This is a genomic window from Micromonospora sp. ATLC16, assembly GCF_057196645.1.
This window is the reverse complement of sequence record NZ_JBXUOW010000026.1, coordinates 25,847-46,445: the sequence shown is the minus strand read 5'-3', so window position 1 is coordinate 46,445 and position 20,599 is coordinate 25,847. Positions and strand designations below refer to the sequence as shown.

The 20,599-nt window shown below is 67.9% G+C and carries 28 protein-coding genes; all 28 read left to right on the top strand.

What is annotated here, in order from left to right:
• Positions 1-52: 52 nt before the first annotated feature.
• The 28 genes from AC2CHE_RS13595 to rplO all read left to right on the top strand — a co-directional run bounded on the left by AC2CHE_RS13595 (position 53) and on the right by rplO (position 20,410).
• Positions 53-3,967 carry a DNA-directed RNA polymerase subunit beta' gene (locus tag AC2CHE_RS13595; RefSeq protein WP_484505285.1) on the top strand — a complete coding sequence of 1,305 codons (3,915 nt, stop codon included), beginning with the start codon at positions 53-55 and terminating at the stop codon, positions 3,965-3,967.
• A 162-nt stretch (positions 3,968-4,129) separates the two neighbouring features.
• Positions 4,130-4,495, top strand: a complete 366-nt coding sequence (locus AC2CHE_RS13590; RefSeq protein WP_484505259.1) for a hypothetical protein — start codon at positions 4,130-4,132, stop codon at positions 4,493-4,495.
• A gap of 423 nt (positions 4,496-4,918) precedes the next feature.
• Complete coding sequence (locus tag AC2CHE_RS13585) at positions 4,919-5,290, top strand: hypothetical protein (RefSeq protein WP_484505258.1); 372 nt, start codon at positions 4,919-4,921, stop codon at positions 5,288-5,290.
• A gap of 576 nt (positions 5,291-5,866) precedes the next feature.
• Positions 5,867-6,241, top strand: a complete 375-nt coding sequence (gene rpsL, locus AC2CHE_RS13580) for a 30S ribosomal protein S12 (protein WP_013735958.1) — start codon at positions 5,867-5,869, stop codon at positions 6,239-6,241.
• Position 6,242: 1 nt separating this feature from the next.
• Positions 6,243-6,713 (top strand): 30S ribosomal protein S7, encoded by a 471-nt coding sequence (rpsG, locus tag AC2CHE_RS13575; RefSeq protein WP_093403604.1) that lies wholly within the window; start codon positions 6,243-6,245, stop codon positions 6,711-6,713.
• 74 nt (positions 6,714-6,787) lie between these two features.
• Positions 6,788-8,884 carry an elongation factor G gene (gene fusA, locus AC2CHE_RS13570; RefSeq protein WP_484505257.1) on the top strand — a complete coding sequence of 699 codons (2,097 nt, stop codon included), beginning with the start codon at positions 6,788-6,790 and terminating at the stop codon, positions 8,882-8,884.
• A 223-nt stretch (positions 8,885-9,107) separates the two neighbouring features.
• On the top strand, positions 9,108-10,301 hold the full coding sequence (tuf, locus tag AC2CHE_RS13565) for an elongation factor Tu (protein ID WP_484505256.1): 1,194 nt from the start codon (positions 9,108-9,110) through the stop codon (positions 10,299-10,301).
• Positions 10,302-10,651: 350 nt separating this feature from the next.
• A complete protein-coding gene (gene rpsJ / locus AC2CHE_RS13560) occupies positions 10,652-10,960 on the top strand; it encodes a 30S ribosomal protein S10 (RefSeq protein WP_007073037.1) in 309 nt (102 codons plus the stop codon).
• A gap of 11 nt (positions 10,961-10,971) precedes the next feature.
• Positions 10,972-11,637: a 50S ribosomal protein L3 gene (gene rplC, locus AC2CHE_RS13555; RefSeq protein WP_484505255.1), complete on the top strand. Its 666-nt coding sequence runs from the start codon at positions 10,972-10,974 to the stop codon at positions 11,635-11,637.
• On the top strand, positions 11,634-12,284 hold the full coding sequence (gene rplD, locus AC2CHE_RS13550; protein ID WP_484505254.1) for a 50S ribosomal protein L4: 651 nt from the start codon (positions 11,634-11,636) through the stop codon (positions 12,282-12,284). Before rplC ends, rplD begins: the two co-directional genes overlap by 4 nt.
• Complete coding sequence (gene rplW / locus AC2CHE_RS13545) at positions 12,281-12,583, top strand: 50S ribosomal protein L23 (protein WP_093403611.1); 303 nt, start codon at positions 12,281-12,283, stop codon at positions 12,581-12,583. The genes rplD and rplW overlap by 4 nt, the downstream gene beginning before the upstream one ends.
• 12 nt (positions 12,584-12,595) lie before the next feature.
• Complete coding sequence (gene rplB, locus AC2CHE_RS13540; protein ID WP_484505253.1) at positions 12,596-13,435, top strand: 50S ribosomal protein L2; 840 nt, start codon at positions 12,596-12,598, stop codon at positions 13,433-13,435.
• 12 nt (positions 13,436-13,447) lie between these two features.
• Entirely contained in the window at positions 13,448-13,729 is a 282-nt protein-coding gene (gene rpsS, locus AC2CHE_RS13535) for a 30S ribosomal protein S19 (protein WP_013735950.1), read from the top strand.
• Positions 13,730-13,769: 40 nt separating this feature from the next.
• On the top strand, positions 13,770-14,225 hold the full coding sequence (gene rplV, locus AC2CHE_RS13530) for a 50S ribosomal protein L22 (protein ID WP_093403614.1): 456 nt from the start codon (positions 13,770-13,772) through the stop codon (positions 14,223-14,225).
• Entirely contained in the window at positions 14,225-15,091 is an 867-nt protein-coding gene (rpsC, locus tag AC2CHE_RS13525; protein WP_484505252.1) for a 30S ribosomal protein S3, read from the top strand. The genes rplV and rpsC overlap by 1 nt, the downstream gene beginning before the upstream one ends.
• Before the next feature lie 3 nt (positions 15,092-15,094).
• Positions 15,095-15,520 (top strand): 50S ribosomal protein L16, encoded by a 426-nt coding sequence (rplP, locus tag AC2CHE_RS13520; protein ID WP_007465292.1) that lies wholly within the window; start codon positions 15,095-15,097, stop codon positions 15,518-15,520.
• Positions 15,520-15,753, top strand: coding sequence for a 50S ribosomal protein L29 (gene rpmC, locus AC2CHE_RS13515; protein WP_123240581.1), 234 nt, complete (start codon positions 15,520-15,522; stop codon positions 15,751-15,753). The genes rplP and rpmC overlap by 1 nt, the downstream gene beginning before the upstream one ends.
• Before the next feature lie 31 nt (positions 15,754-15,784).
• Positions 15,785-16,069, top strand: a complete 285-nt coding sequence (rpsQ, locus tag AC2CHE_RS13510) for a 30S ribosomal protein S17 (RefSeq protein ID WP_484505251.1) — start codon at positions 15,785-15,787, stop codon at positions 16,067-16,069.
• 95 nt (positions 16,070-16,164) lie between these two features.
• Positions 16,165-16,533, top strand: a complete 369-nt coding sequence (rplN, locus tag AC2CHE_RS13505) for a 50S ribosomal protein L14 (protein WP_007073026.1) — start codon at positions 16,165-16,167, stop codon at positions 16,531-16,533.
• A gap of 82 nt (positions 16,534-16,615) precedes the next feature.
• On the top strand, positions 16,616-16,930 hold the full coding sequence (gene rplX / locus AC2CHE_RS13500) for a 50S ribosomal protein L24 (protein ID WP_033662111.1): 315 nt from the start codon (positions 16,616-16,618) through the stop codon (positions 16,928-16,930).
• Positions 16,930-17,499: a 50S ribosomal protein L5 gene (gene rplE / locus AC2CHE_RS13495; protein WP_484505250.1), complete on the top strand. Its 570-nt coding sequence runs from the start codon at positions 16,930-16,932 to the stop codon at positions 17,497-17,499. The genes rplX and rplE overlap by 1 nt, the downstream gene beginning before the upstream one ends.
• Before the next feature lies 1 nt (position 17,500).
• Positions 17,501-17,686, top strand: coding sequence for a type Z 30S ribosomal protein S14 (locus tag AC2CHE_RS13490; protein ID WP_007073023.1), 186 nt, complete (start codon positions 17,501-17,503; stop codon positions 17,684-17,686).
• Between the two features lie 97 nt (positions 17,687-17,783).
• Positions 17,784-18,191, top strand: coding sequence for a 30S ribosomal protein S8 (rpsH, locus tag AC2CHE_RS13485; RefSeq protein ID WP_484505249.1), 408 nt, complete (start codon positions 17,784-17,786; stop codon positions 18,189-18,191).
• 16 nt (positions 18,192-18,207) lie between these two features.
• Complete coding sequence (gene rplF / locus AC2CHE_RS13480) at positions 18,208-18,750, top strand: 50S ribosomal protein L6 (RefSeq protein WP_484505248.1); 543 nt, start codon at positions 18,208-18,210, stop codon at positions 18,748-18,750.
• Positions 18,747-19,136, top strand: a complete 390-nt coding sequence (gene rplR / locus AC2CHE_RS13475) for a 50S ribosomal protein L18 (protein ID WP_093403621.1) — start codon at positions 18,747-18,749, stop codon at positions 19,134-19,136. The genes rplF and rplR overlap by 4 nt, the downstream gene beginning before the upstream one ends.
• Before the next feature lie 34 nt (positions 19,137-19,170).
• Positions 19,171-19,785, top strand: a complete 615-nt coding sequence (gene rpsE, locus AC2CHE_RS13470) for a 30S ribosomal protein S5 (RefSeq protein WP_093403623.1) — start codon at positions 19,171-19,173, stop codon at positions 19,783-19,785.
• Positions 19,785-19,967 carry a 50S ribosomal protein L30 gene (gene rpmD / locus AC2CHE_RS13465; protein ID WP_018784560.1) on the top strand — a complete coding sequence of 61 codons (183 nt, stop codon included), beginning with the start codon at positions 19,785-19,787 and terminating at the stop codon, positions 19,965-19,967. Before rpsE ends, rpmD begins: the two co-directional genes overlap by 1 nt.
• Positions 19,967-20,410, top strand: a complete 444-nt coding sequence (gene rplO / locus AC2CHE_RS13460; RefSeq protein WP_164447881.1) for a 50S ribosomal protein L15 — start codon at positions 19,967-19,969, stop codon at positions 20,408-20,410. The genes rpmD and rplO overlap by 1 nt, the downstream gene beginning before the upstream one ends.
• The last annotated feature ends 189 nt before the right edge of the window (positions 20,411-20,599 follow it).

The window sequence follows — 20,599 nt, the reverse complement described above, 5'->3', positions numbered from 1 at the left end:
CCAAAACCCGGTGAGCTGCTGACGCACCAAGCGACGTGTGAGGGATCTGAACGTGCTCGACGTCAACTTTTTCGACGAGTTGCGAATTGGGCTGGCGACCGCGGACGACATTCGTCAGTGGTCGCACGGCGAGGTCAAGAAGCCCGAGACGATCAACTACCGCACCCTCAAGCCGGAGAAGGACGGGCTCTTCTGCGAGAAGATCTTCGGTCCGCAGCGGGACTGGGAGTGCTACTGCGGTAAATACAAGCGGGTCCGGTTCAAGGGCATCATCTGTGAGCGCTGCGGCGTCGAGGTGACCCGCTCGAAGGTCCGCCGTGAGCGGATGGGCCACATCGAGCTGGCTGCCTCGGTGACCCACATCTGGTACTTCAAGGGCGTGCCGAGCCGGCTGGGCTACCTGCTGGACCTCGCCCCGAAGGACCTCGAGAAGATCATTTACTTCGCCTCGTACGTCGTGACGAGCGTTGACGCCGAAGCGCGTCACCGTGACCTCTCGACCATCGAGAACGAGATCCTGGCCGAGAAGCGGCAGTCGGAGAACAGCCGCGACTCGGAGATCGAGAAGCGGGCGGCCAAGCTCGAGGCCGACCTGGCCGAGCTGGAGGCCGAGGGCGCGAAGGCGGACGTCCGGCGCAAGGTCAAGGAGGGCGGAGAGCGCGAGATGCGCCAGATCCGCGACCGGGCCCAGCGCGAGATCGACCGTCTGGACGAGGTGCTGGACACCTTCCGCAAGCTGGAGCCGAAGCAGCTGGTCACCGACGAGCTGCTCTACCGTGAGCTGCGCGACCGGTTCGGTGAGTACTTCACCGGTGGCATGGGTGCCGAGGCGATCAAGGCCCTGGTGCAGAACATGGACCTCGAGGCCGAGGCCGAGAACCTGCGGGAGACCATCCGCACCGGTAAGGGCCAGCGGAAGATCCGGGCGCTCAAGCGGCTCAAGGTCGTCGCGGCGTTCCAGAACACCCGCAACTCGCCGCTCGGCATGGTGCTGGACTGCGTGCCGGTGATCCCGCCGGACCTGCGCCCGATGGTGCAGCTCGACGGTGGCCGTTTCGCCACCAGCGACCTGAACGACCTCTACCGTCGGGTCATCAACCGGAACAACCGGCTCAAGCGGCTGATCGACCTCGGCGCGCCCGAGATCATCGTCAACAACGAGAAGCGGATGCTGCAGGAGGCCGTCGACGCGCTGTTCGACAACGGCCGCCGTGGCCGGCCGGTCACCGGCCCGGGTAACCGTCCGCTCAAGTCGCTGTCCGACATGCTCAAGGGCAAGCAGGGCCGGTTCCGCCAGAACCTGCTGGGCAAGCGCGTCGACTACTCCGGCCGTTCGGTCATCGTGGTCGGCCCGAAGCTCAAGCTGCACCAGTGCGGCCTGCCCAAGCAGATGGCGCTGGAGCTGTTCAAGCCGTTCGTGATGAAGCGGCTGGTCGACCTCAACCACGCACAGAACATCAAGTCCGCCAAGCGGATGGTCGAGCGGCAGCGGCCGGTCGTGTGGGACGTGCTGGAAGAGGTCATCGGCGAGCACCCGGTGCTGCTCAACCGGGCACCGACCCTGCACCGACTCGGCATCCAGGCCTTCGAGCCGCAGCTGGTCGAGGGCAAGGCCATCCAGATCCACCCGCTGGTCTGCACCGCGTTCAACGCCGACTTCGACGGTGACCAGATGGCGGTGCACGTGCCGCTGTCCGCCGAGGCCCAGGCCGAGGCTCGGATCCTGATGCTGTCGTCGAACAACATCCTCAAGCCGGCCGACGGCAAGCCGGTCACCATGCCCACCCAGGACATGGTCATCGGGCTCTACCACCTGACCCACCTCACCGCCGGTGAGCGCGGGGAGGGCCGGGCGTTCAGCTCGGACGCCGAGGCGCGGATGGCGTACGACAACGGCGAGCTGCACCTGCAGGCGCCGGTGAAGATCCGGCTGCGGGACGTGGTCGAGGTCGACAACGGCGCTGGCGGGCAGCCGTGGACCGCGCCCGAGGGATGGGTTGCGGGCGAGCCGCTCACGGTCGAGACCACTCTCGGTCGGGTGCTGTTCAACGAGACCCTGCCGCAGGGCTACCGGTTCGTGAACTACGAGATCCGCAAGGGTCAGCTCTCCGCGATCGTCAACGACCTCGCCGAGCGGTTCCCGAAGGTGGCCCTGGCGGCAACCTTGGACGGGCTCAAGGAGGCCGGCTTCCACTGGGCCACCTGGTCCGGCGTGACGATCGGCATGGAGGACGTCATCGCTCCGCCGCGCAAGCGGGAGATCCTGGAGCGGTACGAGAAGGAAGCCGACCGGATCGACAAGCAGTACCAGCGTGGTCTGATGACCGCCGAGGAGCGTCGCGGCGAGCTCATCGAGATCTGGACCAAGGCGACCAACGAGGTCGCCAAGGAGATGGACACCGCGCTGCCGCAGGAGAACCCACTGTGGAAGATGATCAACTCGGGTGCTCGCGGTAACCTGCTCCAGCTCCGGCAGATCGCGGCGATCCGTGGTCTGGTGGCCAACCCGAAGGGCGAGATCATCCCGCGGCCGATCAAGGCCAGCTACCGGGAGGGTCTGTCCGTGCTGGAGTACTTCATCTCCACGCACGGTGCCCGTAAGGGTCTCGCGGACACCGCTCTGCGTACCGCCGACTCGGGTTACCTGACCCGGCGTCTGGTGGACGTTTCGCAGGACGTCATCATCCGCGAGGAGGACTGCGGCACCGACCGGGCCATCCCGATGCAAGTGGGTCAGACGATCGACGTCAGCAGTCCGGTGGCCGCCGAAGGCGGCACTCTGGTCGTGCACGAGCACGCGGAGACCAGCGTGCACGCCCGTACCTTGGCCGACGACATCAAGGGGCCGGACGGCACCGTCGTCGCCGAGCGGGGCGCGGACATCAACTCGATCCTGGTCGACCGGATCGTCGCCGCCGGGGTCGAGACCGTCCGGGTACGCAGCGTGCTCACCTGCGAGTCGAAGCTGGGTGTCTGCGGTGCGTGCTACGGCCGCTCGCTGCCGACCGGCAAGATCGTCGATGTCGGTGAGGCGGTCGGCATCATCGCCGCCCAGTCCATCGGTGAGCCGGGCACGCAGCTGACGATGCGTACCTTCCACACCGGTGGTGTCGCGGGTGAGGACATCACCCAGGGTCTGCCGCGGGTCCAGGAGATCTTCGAAGCCCGGATCCCGAAGGGCAAGGCGCCCATCGCCGACACCCCCGGCCGGATCCGGATCGAGGACGGCGAGCGGTCGCGCAAGATCGTGGTGATCCCGGACGACGGCAGCGACGAGATCGTCTACGACAAGATCTCGAAGCGGGTCCGGCTGCGGGCCCACGACGGCGACCACGTCGAGGTCGGCGAGAAGCTCACCGAGGGCACCATCGACCCGCACGAGCTGCTGCGCATCCTCGGCCCTCGGGCGGTCCAGGTCCACCTGACCCAGGAGGTCCAGGAGGTCTACCGCTCTCAGGGTGTGCTCATCCACGACAAGCACATCGAGATCATCATCCGCCAGATGCTCAAGCGGGTGACGGTCATCGACTCCGGCTCGACCGAGTTCCTGCCGGGTGTGTTGGTCGACCGGGCGCTGTTCGAGTCGGAGAACCGCCGGCTCGTCGGCGAGGGTGGCGAGCCCGCCGCCGGTCGTCCGGTGCTGATGGGTATCACCAAGGCCTCGCTGGCCACCGACTCCTGGCTCTCGGCGGCCTCCTTCCAGGAGACCACCCGGGTGCTGACCGACGCGGCGATCCACGCCCGCAGCGACTCGCTGATCGGTCTCAAGGAGAACGTGATCATCGGTAAGCTCATCCCGGCCGGTACCGGCATCAGCAAGTACCGCAACGTCCGGGTCGAGCCGACCGAGGAGGCGAAGGCCAAGGTCTACTCGATGACCGGCTACCCGGAGACCGACTACGGTTTCGGGCCGGCCAGTGGCCAGGCGGTCCCGCTGGACGACTTCGACTTCGGGTCGTACCGCTAGACCGTACGGTGACATGGGAGGCCCCGGCGCGCGACTGCGCCGGGGCCTCCTCGTGTTCCCTTGGCGGCCGTGGGCGCGGTGGGGGACCTCTCCCGCGCTGCGGGATCCAGTTCGTGCTGCGGGTACGGCGCGAACCGTCGTCGGCGGAGGCATCATGTGGTCATGACGATCGCACCCGGACCGGTGCCCGCCGCATCGGCACCGCGTCACCCGCTCGACCCGGATCCGGCCCGGGCGACCAAGGCTCGGGCGGTCTTCGCCCTCGGCCTGATGGCCACACTGACGGGACTGCTGATCGGTGGCGTGGTACCGGCCACGGTGGCCCTGCACCTGGCTCGGCAGGCGCGTCGGGAGGCGTACGCCTCGGCGGGTTTCCTGACCGGCGCGGCCTGGCTGCGTCGCGGCGAGCGGCTGGCCTGGACGGGCCTGGTGCTGGTCGCGGTCAGCCTGGTGGTGGCGCTGGTGATCGGGGTGGTCCGGCTCGCCGAGTCGCCCTACGGGCAGGACTTCGCGCCCGAGGTCGACTGACCGGCGCGACAGGTGCGTCCTCGCGCCCGGCACCGAGGGGCTGACTTCCGACGGTAGCCTGACCGGTGTCCGTCGCGCGGTGCGTGGACGCTGCCCGACAAGGAGGATCCCGTGACGGAACCGGCGCGCCCCGAGGGCGGCGAAGCCGCTCAGCCCACCGTCGGGCGCCCCGATGCCGACCAGACGGGATGGGCTCGGCCTGGGCCGACCACAGGCTCTCCCTCAGAGCCGCCCGGCCCGCCGGCTGGCTCGGCACCGCCCGCTCCGGCTGTTCTCGGGCCACCGGCGGGAGGTCCACCCGCCTTCGGGGCGGTGCCGGGGTCGCCGCCGGCGCCGGGTTGGCCCACCGGCGGCCCGGGCTGGGGACAGCCGCCGCCGCCACGGCCGCAGGCTCCTCACCGACCCCCGAAGCGGGTCGAGCCGGTGCCCGGCACGCCGTTCGCGGTGGTGCACCTCGACGTTCCCCCGGTTGCTTCGGGCCTGGCGGTCGGCTCGCTGGTGGCCGGTATCACCTCGATCCTGGTCTCGATTCTGGTCATCTGCGTAGGCGCCATCGGGGGAGGGGCGAACGGAGCCTGGGCGGCGGGTGCCTTCGCCGCACTCGGTGGTCTCACCGGGGCGGGCGCCGTCGTGGCCGGTCTGCTCGGCCTGCGGCAGATCCGCCGTCCGGCGCCTCCGCCGGCGGTCCGCTTCACCGGCCGTGGTCTGGCCATCGCGGGAATCAGCTGCGGTGGGACCGGCCTGCTGCTCTGCCTGGTGGGCGTGGGGCTGGCGGTGCTGCTGGCGCTGGCCTAGGTCGCCTGGCCTCCCGTCTCCCGAGGGACTCCACCGGATCGGAGCACCGTTCTGGCCCGGCTGATCCGGGTGAGCCTGCGACGCGGCCGGGCCGATCGCTGGCCGGGCGGCGGTCAGCCTGGGGGCTCGCGGGCCGGTTTCCGGCAGAGCCGGTACACTTGTATCGGTAGGTGCCCATCACGGGCGGGCGGTGCGACAGAGACCAGCCGGCAAGCGGTGTGACGTCGGGCGGGTCTTTCCGTTTTGACCTGCGCGGCTGTGGTAGGTACTCTTTCCCCTTGTGCCCGGGCCCGCCCGGGCAACTCGTGCGTGCGCTGGAGCCGGCTAACGATATCCGGACGGGCACCACGATTGGAGCCAGAAGATCCGGCCTGCGGCGATCCGTGTGCCGGTGACAAACCCCGGGTCTGCGCGCAAGCGCCGGACGGGAAACCGTGAGTTTGGCGACACGCCCGACCGCGGGTGCCGGGACCTCCGCGAGGTGGCCCTGGCCGGGATGTAGGAGAGTCGATCACGAGATCGGCTACGGCAGACGGCGCGGTCGCGAGCGGCGACCGAAGGGAGCGGAGAAACCCGGTGCCCACCATTCAGCAGTTGGTCCGAAAGGGCCGCCAGGCGAAGACGACCAAGACCAAGACCCCGGCGCTCAAGGGATCCCCGCAGCGGCGGGGCGTGTGCACCCGGGTGTACACCACCACCCCGAAGAAGCCGAACTCGGCGCTGCGCAAGGTTGCTCGTGTCAAGCTCAGCAGCCAGGTCGAGGTGACCGCCTACATCCCCGGTGTTGGGCACAACCTGCAGGAGCACTCGATCGTGCTCGTGCGTGGTGGCCGGGTGAAGGACCTCCCCGGTGTGCGTTACAAGATCGTTCGCGGTTCGCTGGACACCCAGGGTGTCCGTAACCGCAAGCAGGCGCGCAGCCGCTACGGCGCGAAGAAGGAGAAGAGCTGACATGCCGCGTAAGGGACCTGCTCCGCGGCGACCGCTGGTCGCTGACCCGGTGTACAACTCGCCGCTGGTCACGCAGCTGGTGAACAAGATCCTGCTGCGCGGCAAGCGGCAGCTCGCCGAGCGTGTCGTCTACGCCGCCCTGGAGGGCTGCCGGGAGAAGTCCGGGACCGACCCGGTCGTCACCCTCAAGCGCGCCATGGACAACGTCAAGCCGACCCTTGAGGTACGCAGCCGCCGTGTCGGTGGCGCGACCTACCAGGTTCCGGTCGAGGTCCGGCCGGCCCGGGCCACCACGCTGGGCCTGCGCTGGTTGGTCACCTACGCCCGCGCGCGGCGTGAGAAGACCATGATCGAGCGGCTGATGAACGAGCTGCTGGACGCGAGCAACGGCCTCGGTGCCGCCGTCAAGCGGCGCGAGGACACGCACAAGATGGCCGAGTCCAACAAGGCCTTCGCGCACTACCGCTGGTAACACCCTGGTCCCGGCGCCAAGCGGCGCCGGGACCGCCACCAGTTGTGTCGAGACGACGATAAGTAGGGATTGAAGTGGCCGCCGCAGACGCGCTCGCCAACGTACGCAATATCGGCATCATGGCGCACATCGATGCCGGTAAGACCACTACCACCGAGCGAATCCTGTTCTACACCGGTATCACGTACAAGATCGGTGAGGTCCACGAGGGCGCTGCCGTCATGGACTGGATGGAGCAGGAGCAGGAGCGCGGTATCACCATCACTTCCGCCGCCACGAAGTGCGAGTGGAAGGGCCACACGATCCAGATCATCGACACGCCCGGCCACGTCGACTTCACGGTCGAGGTGGAGCGGTCGTTGCGGGTCTTGGACGGTGCGGTCGCGGTCTACGACGGCGTCGCCGGCGTGGAGCCGCAGACGGAGAACGTCTGGCGTCAGGCGGACAAGTACAACGTCCCGCGGATGTGCTTCGTCAACAAGCTCGACCGGACCGGTGCCGACTTCTTCCGCTGCGTGCAGATGATGATCGACCGGCTGAACGCCACCCCGCTGGTGCTGCAGATCCCGATCGGGCTTGAGGGCGACCACATCGGTGTCGTCGACCTGGTCAACATGCGCGCCCTCACCTGGCGCGGGGAGACCCAGAAGGGTGAGGACTACGCGATCGAGGAGATCCCGGCCGACCTGGCTGACTCCGCCGCCGAGTGGCGCGAGAAGCTGATGGAGACGCTGGCCGACGTGGACGACTCGGTCATGGAGAAGTACCTGGAGGGCGAGGAGATCTCCGTCGAGGAGATCAAGGCCGCCATTCGGCGGTCCACCATCGCCAGCAAGGCCAACCCGGTGCTCTGCGGCTCCGCGTTCAAGAACAAGGGCGTGCAGCCCATGCTCGACGCCGTCATCGACTACCTGCCCTCGCCACTGGACATCCCGGCGATCGAGGGCACGGCGACCGACGGTGAGACTCCGATGCAGCGGAAGCCGTCCACCTCGGAGCCCTTCTCCGGCCTGGCGTTCAAGATCCAGACCGACAAGCACCTCGGCAAGCTCACCTACGTCCGGGTCTACTCCGGCGTGGTCGAGTCCGGGTCCCAGGTGGTCAACTCCACCAAGGACCGCAAGGAGCGGATCGGCAAGATCTACCAGATGCACGCCAACAAGCGGGAGGAGCGCAGCTCCGCCAAGGCTGGCGACATCATCGCGGTGCAGGGTCTGAAGCAGACCACCACCGGTGACACCCTGTGTGACCCGGCGAACCCGGTGATCCTGGAGTCGATGACCTTCCCGGAGCCGGTCATCGAGGTGGCCATCGAGCCCAAGACCAAGGCTGACCAGGAGAAGCTCAGCACCGCCATCCAGCGGCTGGCCGAGGAGGACCCGACCTTCCGCGTCAAGCTGGACGACCAGACCGGCCAGACGGTCATCTCCGGCATGGGCGAGCTGCACCTGGACATCCTGGTCGACCGGATGCGCCGCGAGTTCAACGTCGAGGCGAACATCGGTAAGCCGCAGGTGGCGTACCGCGAGACCATCCGCCGCACGGTGGAGAAGGCCGAGTACACCCACAAGAAGCAGACCGGTGGTTCCGGCCAGTACGCCCGCGTGATCGTGCGCCTCGAGCCGCTGCCCATGGGCAACGACTCGCCGACCTACGAGTTCGCAAACGCCGTCACCGGTGGCCGTATCCCCCGGGAGTTCATCCCGTCGGTGGACGCGGGCGCCCAGGACGCGATGCAGTACGGCATTCTCGCCGGCTTCCCGCTGGTGGGTGTCAAGCTGACGCTGCTGGACGGCCAGTACCACGAGGTCGACTCGTCCGAGATGGCGTTCAAGATCGCTGGTTCGATGGTGATGAAGGAGGCGGCGCGCAAGGCCGACCCCGCACTGCTCGAGCCGATGATGGCCGTTGAGGTCACCACTCCGGAGGAGAACATGGGTGACGTCATCGGCGACCTCAACTCCCGACGCGGCATCATCCAGGCGATGGAGGAGCGCAGCGGCGCCCGTGTCGTCCGCGCTCTGGTGCCGTTGTCGGAGATGTTCGGCTACGTCGGCGACCTGCGGTCGAAGACCCAGGGCCGGGCTAGCTACAGCATGCAGTTCGACTCCTACGCCGAAGTGCCGCAGAGCGTGGCGAAGGAGATCATCGCCAAGGCGACGGGTGAGTGACGCTCACCTGACGTGATCGGATGATCCGACGGTGGTCGCGGAAGGAATTCCCGACCGCGACCACCTCGGTCGGATTGGGTGAATTCCGGGCCTGTAGGCTTCATCGCCGCAGAACCCACAAAAGCTTCCCGGCCGCCAGGCCGGAAAGGCTGTCGACAGAGTCCTAAGCGCCGTTCCTGGCGTGCCGGGGCGAACGAACCAAGAAGTCCACAGGAGGACACCAGTGGCGAAGGCGAAGTTCGAGCGGACTAAGCCGCACGTCAACATCGGCACCATTGGTCACATCGACCACGGTAAGACGACGCTGACGGCGGCCATCACCAAGGTCCTGCACGACCAGTACCCGGACCTGAACCCGTACACGCCGTTCGACGAGATCGACAAGGCGCCCGAGGAGAAGGCTCGCGGCATCACGATCTCGATCGCGCACGTCGAGTACCAGACCGAGGCGCGGCACTACGCGCACGTCGACTGCCCCGGTCACGCCGACTACATCAAGAACATGATCACCGGTGCCGCCCAGATGGACGGCGCGATCCTGGTGGTCGCGGCGACCGACGGCCCGATGCCGCAGACCCGCGAGCACGTGCTGCTGGCCCGCCAGGTCGGCGTGCCGTACATCGTCGTGGCGCTGAACAAGAGCGACATGGTCGACGACGAGGAGCTGCTGGAGCTCGTCGAGCTCGAGGTCCGTGAGCTGCTCTCGGCGCAGGAGTACCCGGGCGACGACCTGCCGGTAGTGCGGGTCTCGGCGCTCAAGGCCCTGGAGGGCGACCCGGAGTGGACCGGTCGCCTGATGGAGCTGATGAACGCCGTCGACACCGCGATCCCGCAGCCGGAGCGCGAGACCGAGAAGCCGTTCCTGATGCCGATCGAGGACGTCTTCACGATCACCGGTCGTGGCACGGTCGTCACCGGTCGCGCGGAGCGCGGCGTGCTCAAGCCGAACGAGGAGGTGGAGCTCGTCGGTATCCGCGAGAAGTCGCAGAAGACGGTCTGCACCGGCATCGAGATGTTCCGCAAGCTGCTCGACGAGGCCCGCGCGGGTGAGAACGTCGGTCTGCTGCTGCGCGGCATCAAGCGCGAGGACGTCGAGCGCGGCATGGTGGTCGTCAAGCCGGGCACCAGCACCCCGCACACGGAGTTCGAGGCGACCGTCTACATCCTCTCCAAGGAGGAAGGTGGCCGGCACACCCCGTTCTTCCAGAACTACCGTCCGCAGTTCTACTTCCGGACCACGGACGTCACCGGTGTCGTCACCCTCCCCGAGGGCACCGAGATGGTCATGCCGGGCGACAACACCACGATGACCGTGAAGCTGATCCAGCCCATCGCGATGGAGGACAACCTCAAGTTCGCGATCCGGGAGGGTGGCCGTACGGTCGGCGCTGGTCGCGTCACCAAGATCGTCAAGTGAGCTGGGTAACCCCGATTAGACCAGCCGCCGGTCGTGCGGCATACTAGTCAGGTTGCGTAACGACAGTTCGCCGCCCGTGTTCGGCTTTCGCTGAACCTCCGGGTGGGCAGAGCAGTCGGGCGTGGGGTGGTTGGCGGCCCGTCCGTCAACCACCCTCGCGCGGCGTTCAGGTCGCCTCAGCGCGATCGGCGCCTGGACCCACCGCGGGTCAGGATCGCTCCGGTATCCCGGGGCGGAGCTTGGCCCCAGGGCGCGACACGCCCGACCGCGGGGGTGGGCGAAGAGGGTCTGTGCCAGCCGGTACAGGCACCCGCAACACAGCGGCATCGAGAGAAGGAACAGAAGCCACCATGGCGGGACAGAAGATCCGCATCCGGCTCAAGGCCTATGACCACGAGGTCGTCGACTCCTCGGCTCGGAAGATCGTCGAGACGGTGACGCGTACCGGGGCGCAGGTCGCGGGCCCGGTGCCGCTGCCCACGGAGATCAACCGTTTCTGCGTCATCCGCTCGCCGCACAAGTACAAGGACTCGCGCGAGCACTTCGAGATGCGTACGCACAAGCGACTGATCGACATCATCGACCCGACCCCGAAGACGGTCGACTCGCTCATGCGCCTCGACCTGCCGGCTGGCGTCGACATCGAGATCAAGCTGTAGGGACCGGACACATGGACAGGCAAGTTAAGGGGATCCTGGGCGCGAAGCTCGGCATGACCCAGGTCTGGGACAACAACCGCGTTGTCCCGGTGACCGTGGTTCAGGCCGGCCCCTGCGTCATCACCCAGGTTCGTGACGCCGACAAGGACGGTTACTCCGCGGTCCAGCTGGCGTACGGGACGATCGACCCGCGGAAGGCGAAGAAGCCGCTACGTGGGCACTACGCCAAGGCGGACGTGGCGCCGCGCCGGCACATCGTCGAGCTGCGCACCAGCGACGCCGCGGACTACTCGCTCGGCCAGGAGGTCACGGTCGAGGAGTTCCCCGCCGGTGTCTCGATCGACGTGACCGGCAAGACCAAGGGCAAGGGCTACGCCGGCCCGATGAAGCGGCACGGCTTCCACGGTCTGCGCGCCAGCCACGGTGTCGAGCGCAAGCACCGCTCGCCGGGCTCGATCGGCGCCTGCGCCACCCCGGGTCGCGTCTTCAAGGGCACCCGGATGGCCGGCCGCATGGGCGGCGTGCGCTACACCGTGCAGAACCTGACCGTCCAGGCGGTCGACACCGAGAACAGTCTCCTGCTCGTCCGTGGCGCCATTCCCGGCCCCAAGGGCGCGCTGGTCCTGGTCCGTACCGCGGCCAAGGCCAAGGCGAAGAAGGGCGGTGTGGGCAAGTGACCACCGTTGACGTCCTCAACTCCGAGGGCACCAAGACCGGCTCGGTCGAGCTGCCCGCCGACATCTTCGACGCGCAGGCCAACATCGCGCTGATGCACCAGGTCGTCGTGGCGCAGCTGGCTGCGGCCCGGCAGGGCACCCACAAGACCAAGACCCGGGGCGAGGTTGCCGGCGGCGGCAAGAAGCCGTACAAGCAGAAGGGCACCGGTCGGGCCCGGCAAGGCTCGATCCGCGCGCCGCAGTTCGCCGGCGGTGGCGTGGTCCACGGCCCGGTGCCGCGCGACTACAGCCAGCGCACCCCGAAGAAGATGAAGGCCGCCGCGCTGCGTGGCGCCCTGTCGGACCGGGCGCGCGCCGGGCAGGTGCACGTCGTCGAGGCGTTCGTCTCGGGCGAGAAGCCGTCGACCAAGGCGGCCCTGGCCGCGCTCACCAAGCTGACCACCGCCCGGCGGGTGCTGGTCGTGCTGAGCAGCACCGACGAGCTGAACTGGGTGTCGCTGCGTAACGAGCCGCGGGTGCACCTGATCGAGGCTGGCCAGCTCAACACGTACGACGTGCTGGTGGCCGACGATGTGGTCTTCACCAAGGGGGCCCTGGACGAGTTCCTGGGCGTGCCGGCCGAGACCACCGAGGAGGGTGGCAAGTGAGCACGATCGCCGATCCGCGCGACATCATCGTCGCGCCGGTCGTCTCGGAGAAGAGCTACAGCGAGCTGAACCGCAACTGGTACACCTTCCTGGTGCACCCGGACGCGAACAAGACGGCGATCAAGATCGCTATCGAGCAGATCTTCAACGTCCGTGTCCTGACGGTCAACACGCTCAACCGCGAGGGCAAGCGCAAGCGGACCCGTACCGGGTTCGGCAAGCGCAAGGACACCAAGCGGGCGATGGTGAAGCTGGCTGAGGGCGACCGCATCGAGGCCTTCGGCGGCCCGGTCAGCTGAGGGGTGTAGACAATGGCTATCCGTAAGTACAAGCCGACGACGCCGGGCCGGCGTGGCTCCAGCGTCGCCGACTTCGCCGAGATCACTCGGTCGACTCCCGAGAAGTCGCTGCTGGTCCCGCTGCCCAAGAAGGGCGGCCGGAATGTGCATGGCCGGATCACCGCTCGTCACCAGGGCGGCGGCCACAAGCGCCAGTACCGGCTGATCGACTTCAAGCGGGTCGACAAGGACGGCGTGCCGGCCAAGGTCGCGCACATCGAGTACGACCCGAACCGCACCGCGCGGATCGCGCTGCTGCACTACGCCGACGGCGAGAAGCGGTACATCATCGCGCCGAGGGACCTGAAGCAGGGCGACACGGTCGAGTCGGGCCCGAGCGCCGACATCAAGCCGGGTAACAACCTGCCGCTGCGCAACATCCCGGTCGGTACCACGATCCACAACGTGGAGCTGCGTCCGGGTGGTGGCGCCAAGCTGGCCCGCTCGGCCGGCGTCGGCATCCAGCTGCTCGGCCGGGAGGGCGCGTACGCGACCCTGCGTATGCCGTCCGGTGAGATCCGGCGGGTGGACGTGCGCTGCCGGGCCAGTGTCGGTGAGATCGGCAACGCCGACCAGTCGAACATCAACTGGGGCAAGGCCGGCCGGATGCGGTGGAAGGGCAAGCGCCCGACCGTCCGTGGTGTCGCCATGAACCCGGTCGACCACCCGCACGGTGGTGGTGAGGGCAAGACCTCCGGTGGTCGCCACCCGGTCAACCCGCAGGGTAAGCCCGAGGGCCGCACCCGTCGTAAGGGCCAGCCGAGTGACCGGCTGATCGTCCGCCGTCGCTACGCCACGCGTAAGCGCGGCTGAGGGAGATAAGACATGCCTCGCAGCCTGAAGAAGGGCCCGTTCATCGACGACCACCTGCTCAAGAAGGTGGAGACGCAGAACGAAAAGGGCTCGAAGAACGTCATCAAGACCTGGTCGCGCCGCTCGACGATCATCCCGGAGATGCTCGGGCACACGATCGCCGTGCACGACGGACGCAAGCACGTCCCGGTGTTCGTGACCGAGGCGATGGTCGGGCACAAGCTCGGCGAGTTCGCGTTGACCCGCACGTTCAAGGGTCACGAAAAGGACGACCGGAAGAGCCGCCGGCGCTGACGCCGCGGGCATACGGATAGAGGATCAAGGGGTTACAGCGATGCCAGGAAAGGGCGACGCTCCGGTGCTTCCGGGCGCGCGGGCGGTTGCGCGGCACGTGCGCATCTCGCCGATGAAGGCGCGCCGGGTGGTCAACCTCGTCCGCGGCCTGCCCGCGAAGGAGGCGCTCACGGTGCTGCAGTTCGCGCCGCAGGCGGCGAGCGAGCAGGTGTACAAGGTGCTCGCGAGCGCGATCGCCAACGCGGAGAACAACGAGCGGCTGGACCCCGACGCGCTGCTCGTCAGCGAGGCGTTCGTGGACGAGGGCCCGACGATGAAGCGGTTCCAGCCACGGGCGCAGGGCCGGGCGTACCGGATCCGTAAGCGCACCTGCCACATCACCGTGGCGGTCGAGGCGGTCGCGCCGGCCGCGCCGAGGAAGTCGGCGAACAAGGCGGCTCCGGCGAAGCAGACCGCGCCGGCCGAGACGCAGAGCAACACGGAGGGCGCCGAGTAATGGGTCAGAAGGTTCACCCGCACGGGTTCCGGCTCGGCATCTCGACCGACTGGAAGTCCCGCTGGTTCGCGGACAAGCTCTACAAGGACTACATCGGTGAGGATGTCAAGATCCGCCGGATGATGTCCAAGGGGCTGGAGCGTGCCGGCATCTCCAAGGTCGACATCGAGCGCACCCGTGACCGGGTCCGGGTCGACATCCACACCGCCCGGCCGGGCATCGTCATCGGCCGTAAGGGCGCCGAGGCCGACCGGATCCGCGGCGAGCTGGAGAAGCTCACCGGCAAGCAGGTGCAGCTGAACATCATCGAGGTGAAGAACCCCGAGTCGGACGCGCAGCTGGTTGCCCAGGGCGTGGCCGAGCAGCTCTCCAGCCGGGTCAGCTTCCGTCGCGCGATGCGTAAGGCGATGCAGTCGGCGATGAAGAACCCGATGTGCAAGGGCATCCGGGTGCAGGTCTCGGGTCGCCTCGGCGGCGCCGAGATGAGCCGCACGGAGTTCTACCGCGAGGGTCGGGTTCCGCTGCACACGCTGCGGGCCAACATCGAGTACGGCTTCTTCGAGGCCCGTACCACCTTCGGCCGGATCGGCGTGAAGGTCTGGATCTACAAGGGTGACGCGGTGCCGGGTCGGGAGACTCCGGCCGAGGCACCGTCGCGCCCGCGCCGGGAGCGCGGTGACCGGCCCGACCGTCCGCGCCGTGGTCGGTCGGGTTCGTCCGGCACGACCTCCGGTGGCACCGAGGCCGGCCGGGCTGCCGCGACGACCGTCGCGCAGCAGGCCGAGACGCCGAGTGGCGAGCCGGTCGACAGCGCTGCTGTCGCGGCTGCGGCTTCGGCTCCGGCAGAAACGCAGCAGGAGGGCTGACAGATGCTGATGCCGCGCAAGCCCCCGAAGGGCTTCCGCAAGCCGCACCACCCGGACCGCAGCGGCGCGTCCAAGGGCGGCAACCGGGTGGTGTTCGGCGAGTTCGGGATCCAGGCTCTGGAACCGGCGTACGTGACCAACCGGCAGATCGAGTCGGCGCGTATCGCGATGACCCGCCACATCAAGCGTGGCGGCAAGGTCTGGATCACCATCTTCCCGGACCAGGCCCTCACCAAGAAGCCGGCGGAAACCCGGATGGGTTCCGGTAAGGGCTCGCCCGAGTGGTGGGTCGCGAACGTCAAGCCCGGGCGGGTTCTCTTCGAGATGTCCTTCCCGAACGAGCAGATCGCGCGAGAGGCGATGCGTCGCGCGATCCACAAGCTCCCGATGAAGTGCCGCATTGTGACGCGCGAAGTGGGTGAATCCTGATGGCAGCGGGCGTTAAGGCCTCCGAGCTGCGTGAGCTCTCCGAGGAGGAGCTGGTCACGAAGCTGCGCGAGGCCAAGGCGGAGCTGTTCAACCTCCGCGTGCAGGCCGCAACCGGGCAGCTGGACAACAACCGGCGGCTGCAGGTCATCCGTCGGGAGATCGCCCGGATCTACACGATCATGCGTGAGCGTGAGCTGGGGCTCTCGGCCGCGCCGACTGAGGTGACTTCGTGAGCGAGCGAAGCGAGCGTAAGGGAGCTCGAGCATGAGCGAGAACACGACCGCGAGCGCGCAGCGCGTGCGGGGCCGGCGCAAGGTCCGTGAGGGCCTTGTGGTCAGCGACAAGATGGAAAAGACCGTCGTGGTCGAGGTTGAGGACCGGGTCAAGCACGCGCTGTACGGCAAGATCATGCGGCGGACCAGCAAGCTCAAGGTCCACGACGAGCAGAACTCCGCCGGCATCGGCGACCGCGTCCTGATCATGGAGACCCGGCCGCTCTCCGCCACCAAGCGGTGGCGGCTCGTGGAGATCCTCGAGAAGGCCAAGTAGCGAAGGCTCGAGCTCGGCCCACACGGTCGGGCGCAGGTTCCGCCAGGCTCCGGCCGCCCCGGCGGCCGGAGAACCGGCAGACATAGGAGATAGACGTGATTCAGCAGGAGTCGCGACTGCGCGTCGCCGACAACACGGGTGCCCGGGAGATCCTGTGCATCCGGGTTCTCGGTGGCTCCGGTCGGCGCTACGCGAGCATCGGCGACGTCATCGTGGCCACCGTCAAGGACGCGATCCCGGGTGCCGGTGTGAAGAAGGGCGACGTGGTCAAGGCTGTCGTCGTCCGCACCGCCAAGGAGAAGCGGCGGCCGGACGGTTCGTACATCCGCTTCGACGAGAACGCCGCCGTCATCATCAAGGACGGCGGGGACCCGCGCGGTACCCGTATCTTCGGCCCCGTCGGCCGTGAGCTGCGGGACAAGCGGTTCATGAAGATCATTTCTCTCGCGCCGGAGGTGTTGTGACCGTGAGCGAGCGGAGCGAGCGAACCAGCAGGCTGAGTAGGTGCAAGCTTCAGGCGCGCGCCGACCGCAGGGAGGCGCGGGCATGAAGGTGAAGAAGGGCGACACGGTCGTCGTCATCGCCGGCAAGGACAAGGGCGCCAAGGGTAAGGTCATCGCGGCCTACCCGCGGCAGGACAAGGTCCTGGTCGAGGGCGTGAACCGGGTCAAGAAGCACACTCGCATCAGCACCACCCAGCGTGGCGCCAAGACCGGTGGCATCGTCACCCAGGAGGCCCCGATCCACGTCTCGAACGTGATGGTCGTGGACTCCGACGGCAAGCCGACCCGCGTCGGTTACCGGATCGACGACAACGGCCAGAAGGTCCGCATCGCGCGTAGCACCGGTAAGGACCTGTGATGACCACGGCTACCGAAACCAAGACGATGCCGCGCCTCAAGGAGCGGTACCGCAACGAGATCATCGCCCAACTGCGCGAGCAGTACGAGTACGGCAACCCGATGCGGGTGCCGCGGCTGGTCAAGATCGTCGTGAACATGGGTGTGGGCGAGGCCGCCCGGGACGCCAAGCTCATCGACGGTGCGGTCCGCGACCTGGCCACCATCACCGGCCAGAAGCCGCAGGTCCGGCGGGCGACGAAGTCCATCGCGCAGTTCAAGCTGCGGGAAGGCATGCCGATCGGCGCGAAGGTGACCCTGCGCGGCGACCGGATGTGGGAGTTCCTGGACCGGCTGCTGTCCATCGCGCTGCCGCGTATCCGTGACTTCCGCGGCCTGGACGGGCGCAAGCTCGACGGGCACGGCAACTACACGTTCGGTCTGACCGAGCAGTCGGTGTTCCACGAGATCGACCAGGACAAGATCGATCGCCAGCGGGGCATGGACATCACGGTGGTCACGACCGCCACGACCGACGACGAGGGCCGGGCGCTGCTGAAGCTCCTGGGCTTCCCGTTCAAGGAGAACTGAGATGGCCAAGAAGGCGCTGATCCTCAAGGCGGCCGCGAAGCCGAAGTTCTCGGTTCGCGCGTACACCCGCTGCCAGCGGTGCGGGCGTCCCAAGGCGGTCTACCGCAAGTTCGGGCTCTGCCGGGTGTGTATCCGAGAGATGGCCCACCGCGGTGAGCTGCCCGGCGTGTCCAAGGCTTCCTGGTAATAGCCCAGCGCGCTGCGGCGCGTCAGCTGGACTGTCTCTTCGCCGTAGGCCTGCGAGCTGTCGCGGGAACCCCGGCGAGAAAGGTTGACGAGTTTTCATGACGATGACCGACCCGATCGCAGACATGCTCACGCGTCTGCGTAACGCCAACCAGGCGTACCACGACCGGGTGACGATGCCCTACTCGAAGATCAAGGCGAACATCGCCGAGGTCCTCAAGTCCGAGGGTTACATCGCCACCTGGGTAGTCGAGGACCCCGAGGAGGGTGCCGTCGGCAAGCGACTGGTCGTCGAGCTGAAGTACGGCCAGAACCGGGAGCGGAGCCTGGCCGGCATCAAGCGCGTCTCCAAGCCCGGTCTGCGGGTGTACGCCAAGTCGGACGGGCTCCCCCGGGTGCTCGGTGGGCTGGGCGTGGCGATCATTTCGACGTCCCAGGGGCTGCTCACTGACCGGCAGGCCCGCAAGCGGAGCGTTGGCGGGGAAGTCCTCGCCTTCGTCTGGTAACGGGAGACAGGTAGAAATGTCGCGTATTGGACGTAAGTCGATCCCGGTGCCATCCGGAGTCGACGTGACGATCGACGGCCAGACCGTCAAGGTCAAGGGCCCCAAGGGCGAGCTGTCGCACACCCTGGCCGAGCCGATCACCATCGAGCGGGCCGAGGACGGGCAGCTGAGCGTCAACCGCCCGAACGACGAACGCAAGGCCAAGGAGCTGCACGGCCTGAGCCGTACCCTGGTCGCCAACATGATCGTCGGGGTCACCGACGGCTACCGTAAGAGCCTGGAGATCGCCGGCACCGGTTACCGGGTCACCGCCAAGGGCAAGGACCTGGAGTTCGCGCTCGGGTTCTCGCACCCGGTGCAGGTGCAGGCGCCCGAGGGCATCACCTTCACGGTGGAGCGCCCGACGTTGTTCCACGTGGCCGGCATCGACAAGCAACTCGTCGGTGAGGTCGCCGCCAACATCCGGAAGATTCGCCCGCCGGAGCCCTACAAGGGCAAGGGCGTGAAGTACCAGGGCGAAGTCATCCGACGCAAGGCCGGAAAGGCAGGTAAGAAGTGAGCGCCACGCTGCTCAAGCGCCGCCGCGGCGTCGCCGCCAAGCGTGCCGTCGGGCGGGCGCGGCGGCACTTCCGAGTGCGCAAGAACGTCAGCGGCACCGCCGCGCGTCCCCGCCTGGTGGTCACCCGTTCGCTGCGGCACATCGTCGCCCAGATCGTGGACGACACCAAGGGTCACACCCTGGCGTCGGCCTCGACCCTGGACGCCTCGGTGCGCGGCACGGAGGGCGACAAGAGCGCCCTGGCTGGCAAGGTCGGCACCCTGCTGGCCGAGCGGGCCAAGGCCGCGGGCATCTCCAAGGTCGTCTTCGACCGCGGTGGCAACCGGTACGCGGGGCGGGTCGCCGCGCTCGCCGACGCCGCCCGCGAAGCCGGGCTCGAGTTCTGACAATCCCCGTCACGAGAGAGAAGGAAGGCTGCTGATGCCAGGTCAACAGCGCCGTGGCGGCGGGTCCGGTGGCAACGAGGGTGGTCGCCGCGACAACCGCCGTGAGGGCGGCCGCGGAAACGCGCCCGCCGAGAAGACCCCGCACCTCGAGCGGGTCGTCGCGATCAACCGCGTCGCCAAGGTCGTGAAGGGTGGTCGTCGCTTCAGCTTCACCGCCCTGGTGATCGTGGGCGACGGCGACGGCACCGTGGGCGTGGGCTACGGAAAGGCCAAGGAGGTGCCCGCGGCGATCGCCAAGGGCGTCGAGGAGGCCAAGAAGCACTTCTTCAAGGTGCCGCGGATCGGTTCCTCGATCCCGCACCCGGTCACGGGCGAGGACGCCGCCGGGGTGGTGCTGCTCAAGCCGGCCTCCGCCGGTACGGGTGTCATCGCCGGTGGTCCGGTCCGTGCCGTGCTGGAGTGCGCGGGCATCCACGACGTGCTCTCCAAGAGCCTCGGCTCGTCGAACCCGATCAACATCGTGCACGCCACCGTGGCCGCGCTCAAGGGGCTGGAGTCCCCGGAGGCCGTTGCCGCGCGGCGGGGCCTGCCGGTGGAGGACGTCGCGCCGGCGGCCATGCTGGCCTCGCGGGCGGAGGTGGCTTCCTGATGGCACGGCTCAAGGTCACCCAGGTCCGTTCCGAGATCGGGACCAAGCGCAACCAGCGGGAGTCGCTGCGTTCGCTCGGTCTCAAGCGGATCAATGACGTGGTGGTCAAGGAGGACCGGCCCGAAATTCGCGGCATGATCTTCACGGTCAACCACCTCGTGAAGGTCGAGGAGGTCGAGTAATGACGATCAAGGTCCATCACCTGCGTCCAGCACCGGGTGCCAAGACCGCGAAGACCCGCGTGGGCCGCGGTGAGGGCTCCAAGGGCAAGACCGCCGGTCGCGGTACCAAGGGTTCGAAGGCCCGGAAGAACATCTCGGCGGCGTTCGAGGGTGGGCAGATGCCCATCCACATGCGCCTGCCGAAGCTGAAGGGCTTCAAGAACAAGTTCAAGGTGGTCTTCCAGGTCGTGAACCTGGACCGCCTGGCCGAGCTGTTCCCCAACGGTGGCCAGGTCGGCCCGACCGAACTGGTCGAGGCCGGCGCGGTCCGCAAGGGGCAGCCGGTGAAGGTCCTCGGCACCGGGGACCTCGGCGGGGTGGCGCTTCAGGTGTCGGCGCACGCGTTCAGCGCGTCGGCCAAGGAGAAGATCACAGCCGCCGGCGGCTCGGTGACCGAGCTGTAGAGCAGTTCTACCCATGGCGCCCGCCAGTTGATCCCAGCTGGCGGGCGCCATGGTCTACAACGGGCCTGTGAGCCCGGTAACATAGGATTCGGTTTATGTGACCGGGCACATCTGCCCGGACCGGGATCGGGCTGTTAGAGTCCCTTCCCAGCCATGGATATCGGGCACTTGCCCGGAACCCACCCCGAC

Bases quoted from the DNA above. Each gene is read 5' to 3' on its own strand.
- AC2CHE_RS13590 (WP_484505259.1), top strand. From the start codon at position 4,130: ATGACGATCGCACCCGGACCGGTGCCCGCCGCATCGGCACCGCGTCAC.
- rpsG (WP_093403604.1), top strand. From the start codon at position 6,243: ATGCCGCGTAAGGGACCTGCTCCGCGGCGACCGCTGGTCGCTGACCCG.
- rpsJ (WP_007073037.1), top strand. From the start codon at position 10,652: ATGGCGGGACAGAAGATCCGCATCCGGCTCAAGGCCTATGACCACGAG.
- rplC (WP_484505255.1), top strand. From the start codon at position 10,972: ATGGACAGGCAAGTTAAGGGGATCCTGGGCGCGAAGCTCGGCATGACC.
- rplB (WP_484505253.1), top strand. From the start codon at position 12,596: ATGGCTATCCGTAAGTACAAGCCGACGACGCCGGGCCGGCGTGGCTCC.
- rpsS (WP_013735950.1), top strand. From the start codon at position 13,448: ATGCCTCGCAGCCTGAAGAAGGGCCCGTTCATCGACGACCACCTGCTC.
- rplV (WP_093403614.1), top strand. From the start codon at position 13,770: ATGCCAGGAAAGGGCGACGCTCCGGTGCTTCCGGGCGCGCGGGCGGTT.
- rpsC (WP_484505252.1), top strand. From the start codon at position 14,225: ATGGGTCAGAAGGTTCACCCGCACGGGTTCCGGCTCGGCATCTCGACC.
- rplP (WP_007465292.1), top strand. From the start codon at position 15,095: ATGCTGATGCCGCGCAAGCCCCCGAAGGGCTTCCGCAAGCCGCACCAC.
- rpmC (WP_123240581.1), top strand. From the start codon at position 15,520: ATGGCAGCGGGCGTTAAGGCCTCCGAGCTGCGTGAGCTCTCCGAGGAG.
- rpsQ (WP_484505251.1), top strand. From the start codon at position 15,785: ATGAGCGAGAACACGACCGCGAGCGCGCAGCGCGTGCGGGGCCGGCGC.
- rplX (WP_033662111.1), top strand. From the start codon at position 16,616: ATGAAGGTGAAGAAGGGCGACACGGTCGTCGTCATCGCCGGCAAGGAC.
- rplE (WP_484505250.1), top strand. From the start codon at position 16,930: ATGACCACGGCTACCGAAACCAAGACGATGCCGCGCCTCAAGGAGCGG.
- AC2CHE_RS13490 (WP_007073023.1), top strand. From the start codon at position 17,501: ATGGCCAAGAAGGCGCTGATCCTCAAGGCGGCCGCGAAGCCGAAGTTC.
- rpsH (WP_484505249.1), top strand. From the start codon at position 17,784: ATGACGATGACCGACCCGATCGCAGACATGCTCACGCGTCTGCGTAAC.
- rplF (WP_484505248.1), top strand. From the start codon at position 18,208: ATGTCGCGTATTGGACGTAAGTCGATCCCGGTGCCATCCGGAGTCGAC.
- rpsE (WP_093403623.1), top strand. From the start codon at position 19,171: ATGCCAGGTCAACAGCGCCGTGGCGGCGGGTCCGGTGGCAACGAGGGT.
- rpmD (WP_018784560.1), top strand. From the start codon at position 19,785: ATGGCACGGCTCAAGGTCACCCAGGTCCGTTCCGAGATCGGGACCAAG.
- rplO (WP_164447881.1), top strand. From the start codon at position 19,967: ATGACGATCAAGGTCCATCACCTGCGTCCAGCACCGGGTGCCAAGACC.